The following is a 14,539-nucleotide window of genomic DNA, read 5'->3' on the forward strand; positions in this document are numbered from 1 at the left end:
CTGAACGGCACTCAACCCAAATGATTTGCCGGCATTGATCTATCGGCTTCGATAACTCGTCTGCTCTGTAAGCATTACCACTGGTACAGCGCCGCCCAAGGCGATTGGCTACCACCACTCGCTCGCCAGCCTTGGCCAACATAAACCTTATGGCGCGCATTTCTGGATCGTATGAGCCGAGCGCCCACACCGGATTTTTGGATGCCATAGGTATGTCTCAGATTCGGGATGCGGTGAGGATTACGACACGCACGGAGGTTCCTTCGAACTGGTCAACGTAAGCTTCCGACCAGTCGTGTGAAAAACCTTCGAGCGGCTGAGTGCCAGTCATTGACGCAGGCAGGATTGCGACCAGACGACCGTCCTCTGCTAAAAGCGATGCTGCTGCAATAATGTGAGCAAGTGCCCGACCCTTGCTGAATGGAGGGTTCATCAAAATTCCATCGAAACGCTGGTCACTATTGCGCTTCGCCCACTCCAGAAAATCAGCCTTTACGGTGTTATACCCTTTCGCTTCAAGTACCTTCGCCCTGACCTGGGCCAGCTCGATGCACGTTGTTGTAGCCATCGGCAGGTGACAGGCGAGGTCGCCAAGACCTGCCGAAGGTTCGCAGTAACGTTTGCCTGCCTCTACGCAGAGCCGTTGCGCTGCATCCTTACTTATCCGTGATTTGGTAGGGTAGAACTGGTAGCTCACTTGCTCGGGAACCACGCCGCCAAAGATCAGTTGTTCGATTACTGGCCGAGGCTCGTAGTCGAATCTCACCCATGCCATGGACTTATCACGGTTAAAGCTGACCTCTGCACCAATGTCCTCAAGAACCTGAACGGCTTTCGAAATCGAGCTTTGGGATTTCGAATACAAGTTGAGGCTGTTGAATGAGTCGCGAAATTCGATATCCGAAAGCATGTCTATGACTTCCATGGGCAAGCGCTCTACCTTCAAGTCGAAACTGCCGACACGCGGCTTCCTTGGGGGCGCTCTGAACCGAGACGGGATCGCCATAGGGTAGAGGTGAGCCAAGATCGCGTTCAGCTCCACAGCTACCTCTGGAGCAACCTCAAAGTGGACTGTGCCTACCTTGTGAACTACGACTGTGAACGCGCCACCATCAATAGGCGCTTTTTTTCCAATGAAACCTTTATACAAACGATCAAGGATCTGGCGAGTCCCATACTCCTGCGGCTCACCGCGACCAGTGAGTCGGCCAACCACGCCCCGTAGGTCACTGATCACAGCAACCATGCTGCTATCGGCATAACCGTCCCTATTGAAAACGCCAGCCAAAATCATCTTCTTGGAGAAACCAGCCGGTGAGTTGGTTACGTGCTGTTTGCTGAGAGACTGGAAAATCCCATCGACGCGCTCGGCGAAGAAGGTCTTACGTTGCTGGAGCAAGTCATGCAACGTGGGCCGCACCGTGCTTTCATCGAAAGGAGGACATTCAATGCCGCTGAATTGCAGCCGGGCCTTTTCGCGTTTGGCCGCAGGCATGACCTCAAAAACCTTCGCCTCGCTGAGCAAACGGTTCCAGAATTCGATTCGTAAGCACGTAACGGCTGCGTTGGCATCTGTAGGGATGCTCGGCGTGTAATCATCCCCGTAGACCAATCGCATCCCAGCAATGAAATAGCTCATCACTCCTTGTCGCTGGGCATCATCAATCAGCGCCTTCGCCGCATGAATTGCTTGCTCTCGCTGACGAAACTGCCCCAAGAGCTGATCGATCATGTCGAAATGAGTAATGCCGCTGGCCGGAATGTTGAAGTCTCCATCGAGAACTGATGCCTCGACAACGGTGGACGGCGCAGGGGTAAACAGTTCTTTCTGAAAAGCGGTCACGGCCTTAAGCCTCCTGATTTGATGGAGCAATCATCAGGCGGTAAAGCTCGTGTCAGCGCAGCACATGGATGTACGTAACGAACTCGTCGCGGCACAACCTGGGATTTGGAAGAAAAAGTCGGCGTAGGAATTCCCGCGCATGCGCGGGAAAACGCTCTGGAAGGGGAGTGATATCAGAGTGTTAGCTGATGTACCAAGCTGTAGTCTGGAACCGAATCAATTCGAGTGCAGCCAGACTAGACAGCTGAACGTCACCAACCGACTTGGTGACTTGAAATCTTCGACAACTTTGTGAAGTCGTCATGCTGCTGCATTCTCCGCACAACCCCACAGATGAGGTTGATTGTGATCCTACAGCCTCTGAAATTAGTTTTGCCACTGTGCGACCCAGCTTAGCCTTCGTGAGAGCTAAGCCTGGGGAATGAGGCTCCCCGTTCTGGTAAAACGTTGCATGTTGTACCTCATGCATGATTGCTCCGCATCGAGGACAACTGTGTTCATCTGCTATGAAGGTTACGTCAACCAGTTGCCCAGCAGCAAAACCTACAGATTTGAGTCTTTGATCAGCAGCTGCTCTAGCCAGCTCTGAAATACCTACTTGGTCTCGATGCTGTGCGCTAGTACCTTGCTTATTCAGGATAGAAACCTGGAAGTCGTTGTCGCTCTTCGAAAGAGCAGCGCAGAGCATGTGTTTAGTGGAAGGGATTCCGTTTCCACAAAAAAACCACACGGTCTCAAATCCTAAGCTCCGCAGGTCATCGTTAGCCTGGAAAAATGGCATCGCAGACTGGATAGGGCCTTTGACCAGCAAAAAGGCTACCTTGCGGAGTCCATCACTGGTAGCGCACTGGACAGATGCTTGCGGTGGGAGAGATACGTCGCATCGGATGGAGCGCCACAGTGGTGGCAATCCCATAAGAATTTGTTGCTTCAAACCTTCCATGTAATCTACAACTCCGATAACGAGGCGATGAGTTAACCTGCCTCGTTCTGCGTTAGCCATTCAACCGAAGTCGTTGTACTTGCTTAGAGTCGTGGCGCTGGAAGGAGGGCTGTGGTCTGCACCCAGGCACCAGATCGAGCTTGACCACTCAGCTCCAGGCGAACTCAGGTTCAAGACTCATTACCGGCTGCATGAAATGTGACAACCTTTCAGTAACGACATCAAAAGGCTTTTCTGGACGGCCCAAGAGTGTTGAATGCAGCCCATCTTGCTTATAGATCACCCCCGCGACGTTGACACAATCTGGTGCCAGTCCGTGAACAGCCATGGGCTTAAGAGAGCCTTCGTCCACCAAAATTGGACAATGATCGATCACGTCTTTAGTCCCTATATTCAAGGGGCGTTTCTCGTCGTAACAATCTATGCCAAACCACTGGCCAGAGCACTTGGTCAGTACGAAAAAGGGTTCGCTGTATTGTCTATTTTCGTAGGGTTTCTTGATGAAAACCTTAACGTCACCCGCAAATACATTGGCTTTGAAAAGTCTTACCGCTTCTAGGTACGTTCTGTTGAGGTCTCTCCACCGACTGTTTCTGCTTTCCACAAGGGCGAGAAGTCGATCTGGGCATTGCAGATACTCCCGGCAGACAGCTGATAGCGTAACTTCCCCAGTAATTTCGAGGCGTGCCCTGTCGAATCGATAATGGCAAAGGTAGCTATCGAAAATTGATTCCAGAACCACAAAGCCCCATTGGACGTGCTTTCCAAAGCCATCCACTCTTTTGATGGCTCTAACGGTTACGTGTGAAAGGCCACGTTGCTCCATCCATGCCTCAGCGACTTTCTGACCTTGGCGTTTGACGGTAAGTAGGTCGGACGCTTGAGCAGTAGAGTAAATGCGCATGGAAGGCTCCTAAAAATGAGGCAGCCATAATCTGATGGTTCATGCGGTGTCACCCAAGCTTGCGTGAATATGCTCAGCTCCAAGAATAGGAACTGTTGAGCACCGTCCGTACAGGCAGGCGATGGTGGGAAAGCAAAGGCCGCTGAGAGCGGCCTTCGACGGACAAAGCAGGGGGGGTGTCCAGAAGCTGGGCCAAAGTCTGCATTCGGCTCCAGTCCCGGCACCATATCCTCACGGCGGATTCGGAGGTGCGTGTTCAGTCGAGTTTGATCAAATACACGTCAAAATAATCGCGTCTATTCAGCTGTGCTTCGGTTCCTGGGTCAGGGTGTAAAGGCGCGGATCGCTCGATAGTTCTTTAAACCACGCAGAGATTGCCCTGTTTGTGATTTGCTCATAATGATTCACCTCTATCAGCAGTGCGAAAAACAAGACCTCCGGGAATGTAGGTCGGGTTTCGAGCACTCGCCAATTGACACGGTTTCGCACCATGTCTTCGATCAGCTCTTCAATTTCACGGTAGTAGGCAAGAAGCGGCGCAGGATCTAGCGTTGTGGTGTATTTGGGCCACAGCGTGTTGAGCTTTCTCAGGACTCTGTGCAGAAGAGTACGGGCGTACAGGCGCAAAGCGGCGTCACCCGGATACATTCCATCGGGGCTACGGTCATTCAGGTATTCAATCATGGGGTACAGTTCATGACTGTACGCTTCGCTGGTGTAGATGGCGGGTGTGAGGACAACCTCTCCGATTCCCGCGTTCGATTTCAGCTGAATCAACTCTGCTTCCGCGCTTGGTTCAGCTACATCAGCCTCTCTGAGTTCCCAGTCCATGACTCGGAGTGACCCGCGCAGAAAGCGGCTTTTGATGCAGCCTTTCCTGTAAAAAATCGTAAGCAGCATTGATGACCTCGTTGCAAATCAAACTTGGGCAGAATTATGACCTTGTTGGCAAGGAAAAACATGGTGTCTTGACCAATTCGCCATTTCCCATTCTTGGAATCCAGCCGCATCTAGCCAACCACTCAAGCTCATTCTGGCCAGCATAACGACGACGTAGCTCAGCTCACCAATGAAATCTACCGCTTGTCGTCACTTGGTCGGACAAGATTCAAACGTTTCGGCTAACGACTTGGCCTGACCGTCGATAACCAACGATCTGGAATACTCGCCAGGGCCTCGGTCGTAGCTCAGGCTGTAACCGACGCGATCTGCGCGAGCAATTGCTTTTATGGCTTCGCGTGTCACGCCGGCTTGGAACGTAATGAATCCAGATTGTTTGTCGTAGCTGGCCGTAGCTTCGGTGACGGGATACCGATCATTGTCCACTGTGACATTGTGGGTGTCGTAGTTGAGCAAGGTAGCAGGCGGAAACCATGGTTTGAATTTGGCGGACAGCGACGGCTTGCCTTCTCGACACGCAAGGGTAATCCCCATGCCGCCAGTTGAGGTCTCGCCTAGCCCAACGAGACTGCCATCGGGCGCGAGGTTCCATGTTGTGAATTCACCACCGGTACTCAGATTCCAGTCGTAACTGGCATGCTTCCCAACAGCCTGAATACGGTCAGCCGGCGTAGCCATTATCAGAGTGAAGAACTCATCACTCACCCCCATCGCCTTGATGTACTCACGTAGATCGCGCCCAGCAGTAAAAAGGAGTTTGCTGTCTGCCGCCCATCGGCCCTGTTTTGCCAGATAGAATCGATGGACGCCCAGGTGGCCAGTGTCGGTGTCCAAAAGACGAAACTTGCCGCCAATAAATGCAATCGGACACGCACTCTCACACACACCACGGGCAACCTGATCTTGGTTTTCCGTGAGTTTTCCGATTTGGGTAGCGAAACCATGATCGCGTATCAGCTGCCCCAACTCTTGGGCGGCTATAAGGTCTCCCCCCGCTGAATTGAAAACCACCATACCGTATTGGGTAGTCACCGGTTGCATTGCCTCGGAGACGGAATCCACAGTCGCTTTATGGATGTATCCATCAACGAAGATTTGCTTGAACCCACCCTGGGTGAATGTTTTCACACGAGCTGGCGTAAGCCTAGGATCATCAGAAGAAACAAAAGTAGATGGTGTCGCATGGGATATCGATATCGACCCGCTAAGAATCGCAGCTGCCGAGGTGAGGGCTAATCGATAGGATAGGGAGCGTTTAGCTTTCATGTTCATGCCTAAGTTGGAGTGAGCACATGGAAGCAAAGAGAGGGGAGTTTTGTCAGGCGAAAGTGGTGCAGTTGAGCTAAACGCCTCACCCCCCATAATGGGAAGTGAGGCTGCGCCCTATGAAGTGCGGATGGTTTGTGCTGGGATTACGCGCTTAACCAGCATCTGGGCACCACTCATCAGTCCGAAAGGTTCTAGGCCTAGGCCGGCAAGCTTCTGGTTGTCCATCAGCACCGCCACGATCCCTTTCTCACTTTCAGGTTTCAGCACCTGGATTGTTCCGATCAGTGCGATTTGATACTCGGGATAATTCTGCATATCGGTGGCCAGGGCGCACCCTAGACGGCCACTAGCCCAATCCAACTCGGCATGCTCGTAAGGATTATCTGGGCTGCTGTCAAAGTAGCGGTCGCCCTTGAAAAGATGAATGCGGCCCGCAGGTAATTCTTCGTATGGCCGAGGCTCAGGGCCTTGACCAATCGACTTCACTCCGCTGTAGGTCTTGTACATCAAAGTGCCCAGGATAGGGGCGAGGACGAGCATGATAAACGCAAACCCAAACAATCCAACCATCACTTCCTCCTTGCCCAAATCCTATGCTGGGCTGTCTGGCTTTTCACTACTTCTTGGCGTGATTATAACGACCAGCGCCCTTGCCTCCAGCAAATGGATGAGAATTTCCGCGCATGCGCGGAAATCAGACTCATCCCCTCCCCATAGCCAATCCTTGGGTTTCGCGAACTCACACTGGTCAAGCTGACACAGCTTCGCTCGATCTATGGTTGGCTCAGCCATCATCGAACCCAAGGGGGCCAGCCATGCCAGCAATGCCAGAACCTACAGAAATCATTCGAAGCTCCTTCACCTTGTCTGGTGTTCGAATCTTTCTGGTTTACGACAACTCGCGCTGCTTGTTCAAGCTGGCAACCCGTTGGTACTGGCTCTCTTCGTTTGATTCAGTTTGGGATGGCTGTGATGCTTTTGAAGCCTTGGAGTTGCTTGATGGCGATGACCGCGTATTGGGAGCTTTCATTAAGCGTGAAATTAAGCGTGTACCCAGGTATCGCTTCGCCAACCCAAATTCGATGGGCCGGATAAGCTACCTAACACGAAGCGTCGAGCGGCGGATGCAGGGCCTCAAACCTCAGCGTTGCGGCTCTAAGGGTGCTGTTGAAAGATGGATTGCGTCATGAACTTCACCTGCTTCACTGAACGCTCCCCGCAAGTGCAGAGCAACTACCTCAAGTTGAAGTGAGTCACCGCAGGCTTTCTTGTACCTTGGCGTGCTGCACCCCACCCCCAGCCGTTCCGGGAACTTGAATGCACAAGACTCATCAAGTATCGACCTCAGTTCAGACGCCTGTCTCCCTCGCTCCACTCGCATGTATTTCGCCCCTTGAAGGAACCGAGACAAGAGTTTGCGCAGTAGCGCTTCTCATCGCTGGTGGGGCTTACAGCATGGGTGCGTCATTGGTGACTCTTGCTGGCACCCTGGGGGCCATGTTGATCTTTATCAGTGGGGCAATCATTACCGAAAGACTCACACGGCCTCTGGTTTTACTGTTGTTAGGGTGGGGGGTCTACCGGTCGCTGTGTCGTCTTGGTGGCAGACAATTCGCTGACCAAGTAGCACGACTCTATGCCGCAGGAGGTAGTCTGAACTCTGCTCAACTCGCACTGATGCTCCATGCTCAGAGCCGAAAAAGCTCTACCGGTGAAGGCCGCAAACAATGACTTTCCGATACTTCATTTTTGCCTGCGTTGCGCTCACGGTAGCTGGGTGCAATTCTGAATCCAAAGCACTTCCTCAGCCGGCGATGGCCATCGCCCCTGGCTACATCAAGCTGGACTCAGGAAAGCTCATTCAGGTGATCGGGTATGAACATTGTCCGAGTGAAGGCTACATACTGATTGGGCGAAACGGGACAGGCTCCAGGGAAAAGCATTGCACTCTGGTAGGCAAGGGCTCATCTGAGTTTGATATATCGGTAGGGACAACGATTGGCATGGTAGTGGAACGCTGGCGAGTCATTGCTGACTCGCGTTCGATCAGACTGACGAGGCCTGATGGGGATGGCGCTACGGTATTCGTTGTTAAAACAAAGTAGTCACTGCCTTACATTTTGTTTGAAGGCTGTAGTGAGCACTTTGTAGAGCAGTACGCATGCTTTCCCGAGAAAACCCATCCTTCGGCCTTGGCATCTTTTTTCATCTGGCGAACAGGAATCTGGCGAGCGGCCCAGCACCCGGCAGCAGTTGCTTTGCAAGTTGCACAAACCAGCTCAATCCAGAACAGGGTGCCCACCGGATCGACTGATCCGGTAGTCGTGGCTTGGGAAGAATCAATGGGGTTCTCTGTAAGCGACAACAGTCACACGTCCTTCTGCCGTTTGAGTTGATCTTTGAGCTGAGAGGGTAAGTCTTTGATGACAAGCGTACCGTTTTCAGCGTCGAACTCCACCTTCGAGCCAAGCAGGTGCGCCTCGAAACTGATGGAAAGCCCCTCAGCACGCCCCGTAAATCGCCGGAACTGATTGATGGTTTTCTTATCCGCTGGGATTTCAGGAGAAAGACCATAGTCCTTGTTGCGGATGTGATCGTAAAACGCCCTAGGCCGATCTTCATCGATCAATTCCGAAAGCTGCTCCAGGCTGATCGGTTCACCCAGTTTGCTCTGTGCCGATGCGTAATCGACAAGAGTCGAAGTCTTGACGCGTGCGCTTTCTTCGGGAAGGTCTTCCTGCTCTACGAAATCGGTGAAAGCTTTGAGCAAGGTTCGGGTTTCGCCCGGCCCATCTACCCCTTCCTGGCATCCGATGAAATCTCGGAAATAGTCAGAAACTTTTTTGCCGTTCTTGGTCTTCGTGTAGGAAATGTATTGCTTGGATTTGTCGTTGTTGCGCCACTCGCTGAGGTTGATCCTTGCAGCAAGGTGAATTTTGCTCAGATCGAGGTGGCGTGTAGCACTGATATCGAGACTTTCACCTACAGAAACGCCTTCGCTGTGTTGTAGCAAAGCGATGGTCAGATAATCAGTCATGCCTTGGACGTAGTGGGTAAATAGTACATGCCCGCCAATTGAGAGATTGCTTTCCTCCATCAGCTTGGTCAAATGTTCGACCGACGTGTGCGTGAATGCCATGAACTCAACTTCACCGTCGATGTATTTCTTCAACCACCCACTCAGAGGGTATGCACCAGACTCGCCATGGAAAAAGCCCCATCCCTTGCCTTGGCGTGCGTTGTAGCTGTCATTGAGGTCGGCCATAAGGTTGGACATTACCTCAGTATCAGCGAGTTCTTTGTCGCTAATACGAAGTACAGCAGGGTTGCCGTCTGGCTTTTTGTCGATGTGGTGGACGATTGCGTGACGTATGGGCATTTGTGTGTCGCCTTGTGAGCCTTGAATAAGAGAAGGGGGCAATGCCCCCCTCTGCGGTGTTTGAATTTTCAGCTGACCTTGGAAATTGGCACAACCGACCCCGGTGCATTTTCCGCCACCGGGATCAGATCCAGGATGGCCTCCGGGCTTTTCTTTAGAGCCGGCGCAAGCTTGTCTCGGCGTTCAGCGAGGAAGATACCCAGCGTCTCTGCGTCGTCTTCGCTCATGTTCGGCAAAACATGGCGGATCAGCGAAGCCAAATTCTCAGCAACTTCCAACTTCCGGTCATGCTCATCTGCTTCGCTACGTGTCATGAAAATCACTTCCAGGTCTCGGGTACTGCGATATACGGATTCAACAGCCATTGCATGAAACTCCTATTGCTGACTTGGTGACTATAACGGCCCATTTGCGGCTCTACATGGGAGCCCTTCTTCATGCCTCCTTTGCGAGGTTGCAGTGAGGGCAATACCAGTAGATGCGACGTTTGAAGTGCATTTTCGTACTGTATTTTCCTTTGCAGTCAGGGCACTCGCGCAGGATTGTGCTGCCGCCCGGATGAGAGAACGGCTTGAAGCCACGGCTCATCATCGCGGTCGATGCAGGGGTGATCACTGGGTCAGAAACTTGGGCAATGTCCGGTGCTTCAGAAATGCGTGCCGCCAGCGCTTGGCGAGCGACAATCAACTCGGCCTCTGTTAAACGGACTTCATCCCGCTTGTACGGTGCTGGATCAAAGGTGGCCTTAATCAGTGCTCTCAACTGAGCGTCATTTTCAGCGTAAAACTGAATTGGCTCACTGTTGGCCGACAGATAGGCCGAGGGATCGTCACCCTCACTGAAACCGCTCATGGTTGCCCTAACCAGCAGCAGAGACAGTTCACTCGGAGCCTGTTCTGCGATGTGCGAAAGGCGTAACTCCAACTCTCGCATTTCATGCGCCAATTCAAGGTGCTCATCGCTCCGACGATGCTGGTGTTCGCACGCCAGTGCGAATGCAGTGTTGAAAAGCTTGGCGCTACGGGTAGTAGGTGCTGATGGTGATGTGGTCATCGGTAAGCTCCATGTGCATTTATATGGAGCCCATCATGCCGGCAGCTGGGCAGTGTCATCGCGGGGTGTGGCACGCGCTTGCACAATCGTCATAACCAAGGTTAGGAAGGGAGCACTGAGTAAGTGGTTCGAGTTCGAATGAAACCGGGGTGGGATGGTGGTTGAATGATGGCATCCGCAGTAAGGAACGTATGAAATGGCGCCGCCCCGCTCTAAAGCTCAGATTCAAGAACTGATCAGCGATTGCGAGAACTATCGAGAAGACTTGCAGTACATCCAAGCCACTCTTGATGAGCGCAACGTGTTCATAGGTCAACTCACGTCCGAGCAGTCCGGTCAGACCGAGGCAGCCTTTTGCGTCACTGTGGGCATGTTCATGCATGACTTGCCAGAGCTGGTGATGTGCGGCGTACCTGTCCCTCTGGTGAAAAAAATCGTCGAGGAAATGTGTGAGGGTCACGACTTTGATCGGGAGTTCTTAGCTGGCGGGCGTTCTAAAGTTATCGTCGGTCTGACGGCGCTTGCGCTGCCAATCGAGTCCCCTGAGACCTTCGACGTTTTCACCTTCTGCAACGATGCATACACCATGCTCGGTCGAGGCCCGGTGCGAGCCGTCCAGTTGGTGTTTGCTGATGAGGCAGGTGCGTTTCCCTGGAACCGCGATTACTGCGATCAGGAGCGTCAGTTTCAGCCGGTACTCGGCATGAGCGGCGCCAATGCGCTTGCAAACTGAATAGGTGACCAAAAATGAACGTCAAGCAAATCGAAAATTGGATGATGGTGCCAACAACCGGAAACACCATTTCATTGTTTGGGGATGTTGGCGGAACACGTATTCAGACCTCGCCAATAAAATTTGGGAAGCCGGGCGAGGTTGAGACACAGAACTCGGTTTATAAACTGGGTAAGAAATCACCCGGCTTGTGGGAACTCAAACTTGCAATTCTGCGGCGCTCGCAGATGGATGAACTCATAGATGCTGGCGCTCTGTAGGTAGGCTGAGCTTCCCTGGGCAGGTGAGATTCAACCCTGTAGCAACTCTTTGAAAGACTCTTGCTGACTTGGTTTGCACGGTGAGAACTGCAAAAAAACTCCTTTTTGATGACGCAACTCGTCGAACCTGCCAATGCTATCTCGATAGTAAACGCGTCGAGCACCCAAGCCTCCACAGCGCGAGTTCAAATGCGATATCACCTCTGCCGCGCTGTTAGTGATTGATGGCAAGTCCAAAACGTCATCGTCGGTGATGACAATCATCATGTCATTTTGCACTTGAACGGTGTACTGAGCCATGCGCATTGATCAAACCTTCGAAATGGAATGGGCTCAGCAGGCCGCTTGGAGTCCAAAGTAATTAGCTGTTGCGTAGTAGCCGGGCCTGCACGGTCGCAAGCCTTTCTGAAAGTCGAGGTGGATTGCTTTGGCGCACTCTGCAATTTGATAGCTGTAGGTAACCCACCAATGAACGACAGTCTTCAAAAATGAGTTGAGAGATACAGGCCCGACATGGAGCTTGTGCTTTTCCCAGGCAGACCGCAGGTCAGACTCCACGGAGTCCTTGAAGCGCACTGTTGTTTTGCAGCGTTCACTCTCACCATCACCTGCGAGCAGATGCGAAGGGACGGATTCTCGAATCATGTTGATGGTTTCGACGCTTGCTGATGCAAGCAGACGATCTTTGATGACCACGAGCGCATCACGCTCATAAAGCCACTTGGAAACTGCGGTGCAAATCTCACCGTTGACACTGCGATTGGCTGTATCTGCAAGCTCAGCAATAGCAGCGTGAAGGGAAGGGTTGACTCTGAAAACGAAACGATCGGTTTGCTTCCCGTCTTGTTCTGACATTAAAAAAACCTGGAGCTGGTGGCTGCGGATGCGATCACTATAGGGAAGGCTGTGGGAAGCTTGCCACCGAACTCAATCTAGATAGTCAATTTGGACTTGGCGCACCTCTTAAGTTGGCTACCGCTTCCCTTTACCGGATAGCTGATCCTCCAGCTGCGATTTGAGATTGGCGATTTCTTCGCGCTCGGCATTAATTTCTTTCCTCTCCTGCTCAAGCGAAGCTCTCAACAGGCGCACCCCATCTAGCAGGCAATTCAATTCTTCAAGACCGTCCAGCCACGCAGTCAGCCCTTGGATGATCGCGCTGTTCATGCTGGTGTGTAGTTTTTTTGCGATTTCAGTGATGCGTTCGCGCATCGTGTCAGGCATGCGGACGACAAACTTGTCAGCGTCACGGGATATAGCAGCTTGCTTGGTCATTGCGGGATTCCTCGTTCAATACAACCGAGGATAACGAGGCGAAATTTGATATCCCCTCGGAGTGAGCTTCCGATGCAAAAGTCCTCATTTCCTAATCTCGGGCATGGGCTTTTGCTGTTCCGTAAACTCCACCGTTGTTTGCATTGATAGACCACTGCAAGCTGAGTGGAAGGGAAGTCATGCGAAGGCGAACGCTTACGAGGATTCCCGCGCATGCGCGGGAATCCGGGTTGGATCGGGCTCAGACTGAGCCGCATCCTTCTTTGGCAAAAGCGCCAGCAGGCAATTTCCATGTCGCTCCAGCTGGAGTCAGGATTGGCAGCGTGTATTCCTTCTGATCGGCCTGGGAGAGTGCTTCGAGGTCGGTGATGTTGAACGCCTCAGCTGTCGCCGAGAGGTCGAGGACGTTGATACGCTGCCGGCTGATGGTGCAACCGAACTCATCCTCGTATTGAGCAATTGGTTGGGCACGGTGGGGGAAGTATTTGCGTATGGTCGCCCATACAGCTGGTGAGTTGTAAATGCACGTCATACAACTGCTTCGCCCCCAACCAAGTTTGTACGGAGTTGGGGCTTCTACGCGGTGTTTCTCCAACAAAGCCCATACCATTTCTTCGCTGTAGTGCAGCACTGGGCGCCAAGCATCAACATGACGGCCCAGCCTTCCAGCACGACGATCAACCGAATGTGGCTCCAGCTGGTTGTATCGGGAACGATTTTTACTCTCGGCCCGGCGCTCCCCGGTTACAAACAGTGTCTTGGAGCCTAGGAAGCGATCTTGGTTGGTCAAGGCACGGCGACCCACGTCGATCTTTGCGGCAGAGCTGCACCAGCGAGTCGCGAGGTTTGCACTCTGCTGCGGAAAGCGGCGGCGTGTTCCCGGTTGAGTACGTGCGGTGTCTCGCTCCAGCGTGATTACGCCACTTGGGGTTTCTACAATATGGGGTTGGGAGTAGGAGTTGTGCTTGAGCATTTCCCCCTCAATGCCGCCTTTCAGCCATGAAAAGTAGAGAGGGAGGTTATAAGCTTCGGCGAACTTCTCTAGGTAGCTGTCCATGAAGGCCCAGTCCATGAGGGTACTCCCCTCATCGCCATCCACCGCGTGGTGCCAGAGTTCAACTCGGCTCATGTCTGCGCCTTGGTCAATCAACGCGAGTAGACAGGCGATGCTGTCCTTGCCGCCAGATGCGCACACAACAATGCGGTCATACATGCCCAGGTCGATTGTGGGCGCATCGAAGTAGGTGCCAACTGCAAGCGCTACTGGCTCAGGCTCAAAGCCCAAGAGGCTCATTTGGTGGCCGAGGGCGGGGATAACCACAGCATCGTCGAAGTGGTTTGCGAAGTTGGCTTTGGCGTTCATGGGCATACCTAGTTAGGCGTTTATTTGATATGCCTATCGTCTCGCTGGGTCGCCCGTGTCATCGCCAGCTACGCAAACTCGTCAGCTCCCACGCTCGGCTTTCAGATCCACCGGATGAGCCATGAGTGGATCGAACGGTTTCATTCAAGTTGTGAAGGGACTCACCCCGAGGATTTGGGCAAATACTTCCAGATGCTGCGCTCAATGTCTGAACTACTAGCCACTCAGCGCACTGGCCTCGCGGTGAGCGTCGAGTAGCCATAGATTCCCTCCTGGACTGACACCAAGAGGGTTCAATGTGCGACTTGACTGTATCGGCTCTGAACGCACTCCAGAGTGTTGGCGTCCTGCGAACAAGAGGCGGTTAGTCGCCGGGGCAACTGCAACCTTTACGGCGGTTCATAACAGCTACGGTAGCAGCCGCGCCTATGGCCGTGCCGAGGGCGAGGCAAACGGCGCCGACAATCAAGATGCCGCCAAGGTCGAGCGAGGGTAGTGAAAGTGTCATTAAAGCGGTGTCCAGTGGTTTGGCTAGGGAGGCTTACCGTGAATCAATAAGGCCCGTGTCAGAGGCGTTTCCGCAAAGATGCTAAGCCCGCACTTTGGGAGCCGAGCAT

The 14,539-nt window shown here is 52.8% G+C and carries 15 protein-coding genes and 1 pseudogene; 3 read left to right on the forward strand and 13 right to left on the reverse strand.

Translation table 11 applies throughout. From position 1 onward, the window contains the following. The 6 genes and pseudogenes from ASC85_RS33230 to ASC85_RS21445 all read right to left on the reverse strand — a co-directional run. Positions 1-208, reverse strand: a pseudogene (locus tag ASC85_RS33230) (hypothetical protein); the annotation flags it as partial. Between the two features lie 9 nt (positions 209-217). Beyond that, positions 218-1,843: a DUF4942 domain-containing protein gene (locus tag ASC85_RS21425; RefSeq protein WP_057451209.1), complete on the reverse strand. Its 1,626-nt coding sequence runs from the start codon at positions 1,841-1,843 to the stop codon at positions 218-220. Between the two features lie 1,091 nt (positions 1,844-2,934). Next, the gene (locus ASC85_RS21430; protein WP_057451210.1) at positions 2,935-3,690 is read right to left on the reverse strand and encodes a hypothetical protein; all 756 of its coding nucleotides are present in this window, start codon (positions 3,688-3,690) and stop codon (positions 2,935-2,937) included. A 300-nt stretch (positions 3,691-3,990) separates the two neighbouring features. Beyond that, the gene (locus ASC85_RS21435; RefSeq protein ID WP_057451211.1) at positions 3,991-4,590 is read right to left on the reverse strand and encodes a hypothetical protein; all 600 of its coding nucleotides are present in this window, start codon (positions 4,588-4,590) and stop codon (positions 3,991-3,993) included. 189 nt (positions 4,591-4,779) lie between these two features. Further along, the gene (locus ASC85_RS21440; protein WP_156395665.1) at positions 4,780-5,856 is read right to left on the reverse strand and encodes a hypothetical protein; all 1,077 of its coding nucleotides are present in this window, start codon (positions 5,854-5,856) and stop codon (positions 4,780-4,782) included. A gap of 117 nt (positions 5,857-5,973) precedes the next feature. Continuing rightward, positions 5,974-6,429: a hypothetical protein gene (locus ASC85_RS21445; RefSeq protein WP_057451213.1), complete on the reverse strand. Its 456-nt coding sequence runs from the start codon at positions 6,427-6,429 to the stop codon at positions 5,974-5,976. 245 nt (positions 6,430-6,674) lie between these two features. On the opposite strand from ASC85_RS21445, the gene ASC85_RS32200 reads away from it, so the two are divergent. Then, positions 6,675-7,049, forward strand: coding sequence for a hypothetical protein (locus tag ASC85_RS32200; protein WP_156395666.1), 375 nt, complete (start codon positions 6,675-6,677; stop codon positions 7,047-7,049). Between the two features lie 1,178 nt (positions 7,050-8,227). Here the strand turns inward: ASC85_RS32200 and yejK are convergent. The 3 genes from yejK to ASC85_RS21470 form a co-directional block, all read right to left on the reverse strand. Beyond that, a complete protein-coding gene (yejK, locus tag ASC85_RS21460; RefSeq protein ID WP_057451216.1) occupies positions 8,228-9,238 on the reverse strand; it encodes a nucleoid-associated protein YejK in 1,011 nt (336 codons plus the stop codon). A gap of 68 nt (positions 9,239-9,306) precedes the next feature. Then, the gene (locus tag ASC85_RS21465; protein ID WP_057451217.1) at positions 9,307-9,603 is read right to left on the reverse strand and encodes a YebG family protein; all 297 of its coding nucleotides are present in this window, start codon (positions 9,601-9,603) and stop codon (positions 9,307-9,309) included. 70 nt (positions 9,604-9,673) lie between these two features. Continuing rightward, on the reverse strand, positions 9,674-10,291 hold the full coding sequence (locus ASC85_RS21470; RefSeq protein WP_057451218.1) for a hypothetical protein: 618 nt from the start codon (positions 10,289-10,291) through the stop codon (positions 9,674-9,676). A 196-nt stretch (positions 10,292-10,487) separates the two neighbouring features. Here ASC85_RS21470 and ASC85_RS21475 point away from each other — a divergent pair, with 196 nt between their 5' ends. Continuing rightward, positions 10,488-11,024: a DUF4262 domain-containing protein gene (locus tag ASC85_RS21475; protein WP_057451219.1), complete on the forward strand. Its 537-nt coding sequence runs from the start codon at positions 10,488-10,490 to the stop codon at positions 11,022-11,024. Positions 11,025-11,038: 14 nt separating this feature from the next. Continuing rightward, entirely contained in the window at positions 11,039-11,284 is a 246-nt protein-coding gene (locus ASC85_RS21480) for a hypothetical protein (RefSeq protein ID WP_057451220.1), read from the forward strand. Positions 11,285-11,314: 30 nt separating this feature from the next. Here ASC85_RS21480 and ASC85_RS21485 read toward each other — a convergent pair whose 3' ends face one another. From ASC85_RS21485 to ASC85_RS21500, 4 genes are all read right to left on the reverse strand, one after another. After that, positions 11,315-11,590 (reverse strand): hypothetical protein, encoded by a 276-nt coding sequence (locus ASC85_RS21485; RefSeq protein ID WP_057451221.1) that lies wholly within the window; start codon positions 11,588-11,590, stop codon positions 11,315-11,317. Positions 11,591-11,617: 27 nt separating this feature from the next. Then, positions 11,618-12,139 carry a toxin-antitoxin system HicB family antitoxin gene (locus ASC85_RS21490; RefSeq protein ID WP_057451222.1) on the reverse strand — a complete coding sequence of 174 codons (522 nt, stop codon included), beginning with the start codon at positions 12,137-12,139 and terminating at the stop codon, positions 11,618-11,620. Between the two features lie 117 nt (positions 12,140-12,256). Further along, a complete protein-coding gene (locus ASC85_RS33560) occupies positions 12,257-12,559 on the reverse strand; it encodes an Arc family DNA-binding protein (RefSeq protein WP_057451223.1) in 303 nt (100 codons plus the stop codon). Between the two features lie 241 nt (positions 12,560-12,800). Then, entirely contained in the window at positions 12,801-13,922 is a 1,122-nt protein-coding gene (locus ASC85_RS21500; RefSeq protein ID WP_057451224.1) for a phosphoadenosine phosphosulfate reductase domain-containing protein, read from the reverse strand. Between the last annotated feature and the right edge of the window lie 617 nt (positions 13,923-14,539).

Source organism: Pseudomonas sp. Root401, assembly GCF_001425105.1.
GTDB classification, from domain to species: Bacteria; Pseudomonadota; Gammaproteobacteria; order Pseudomonadales; family Pseudomonadaceae; genus Aquipseudomonas; species Aquipseudomonas brassicacearum.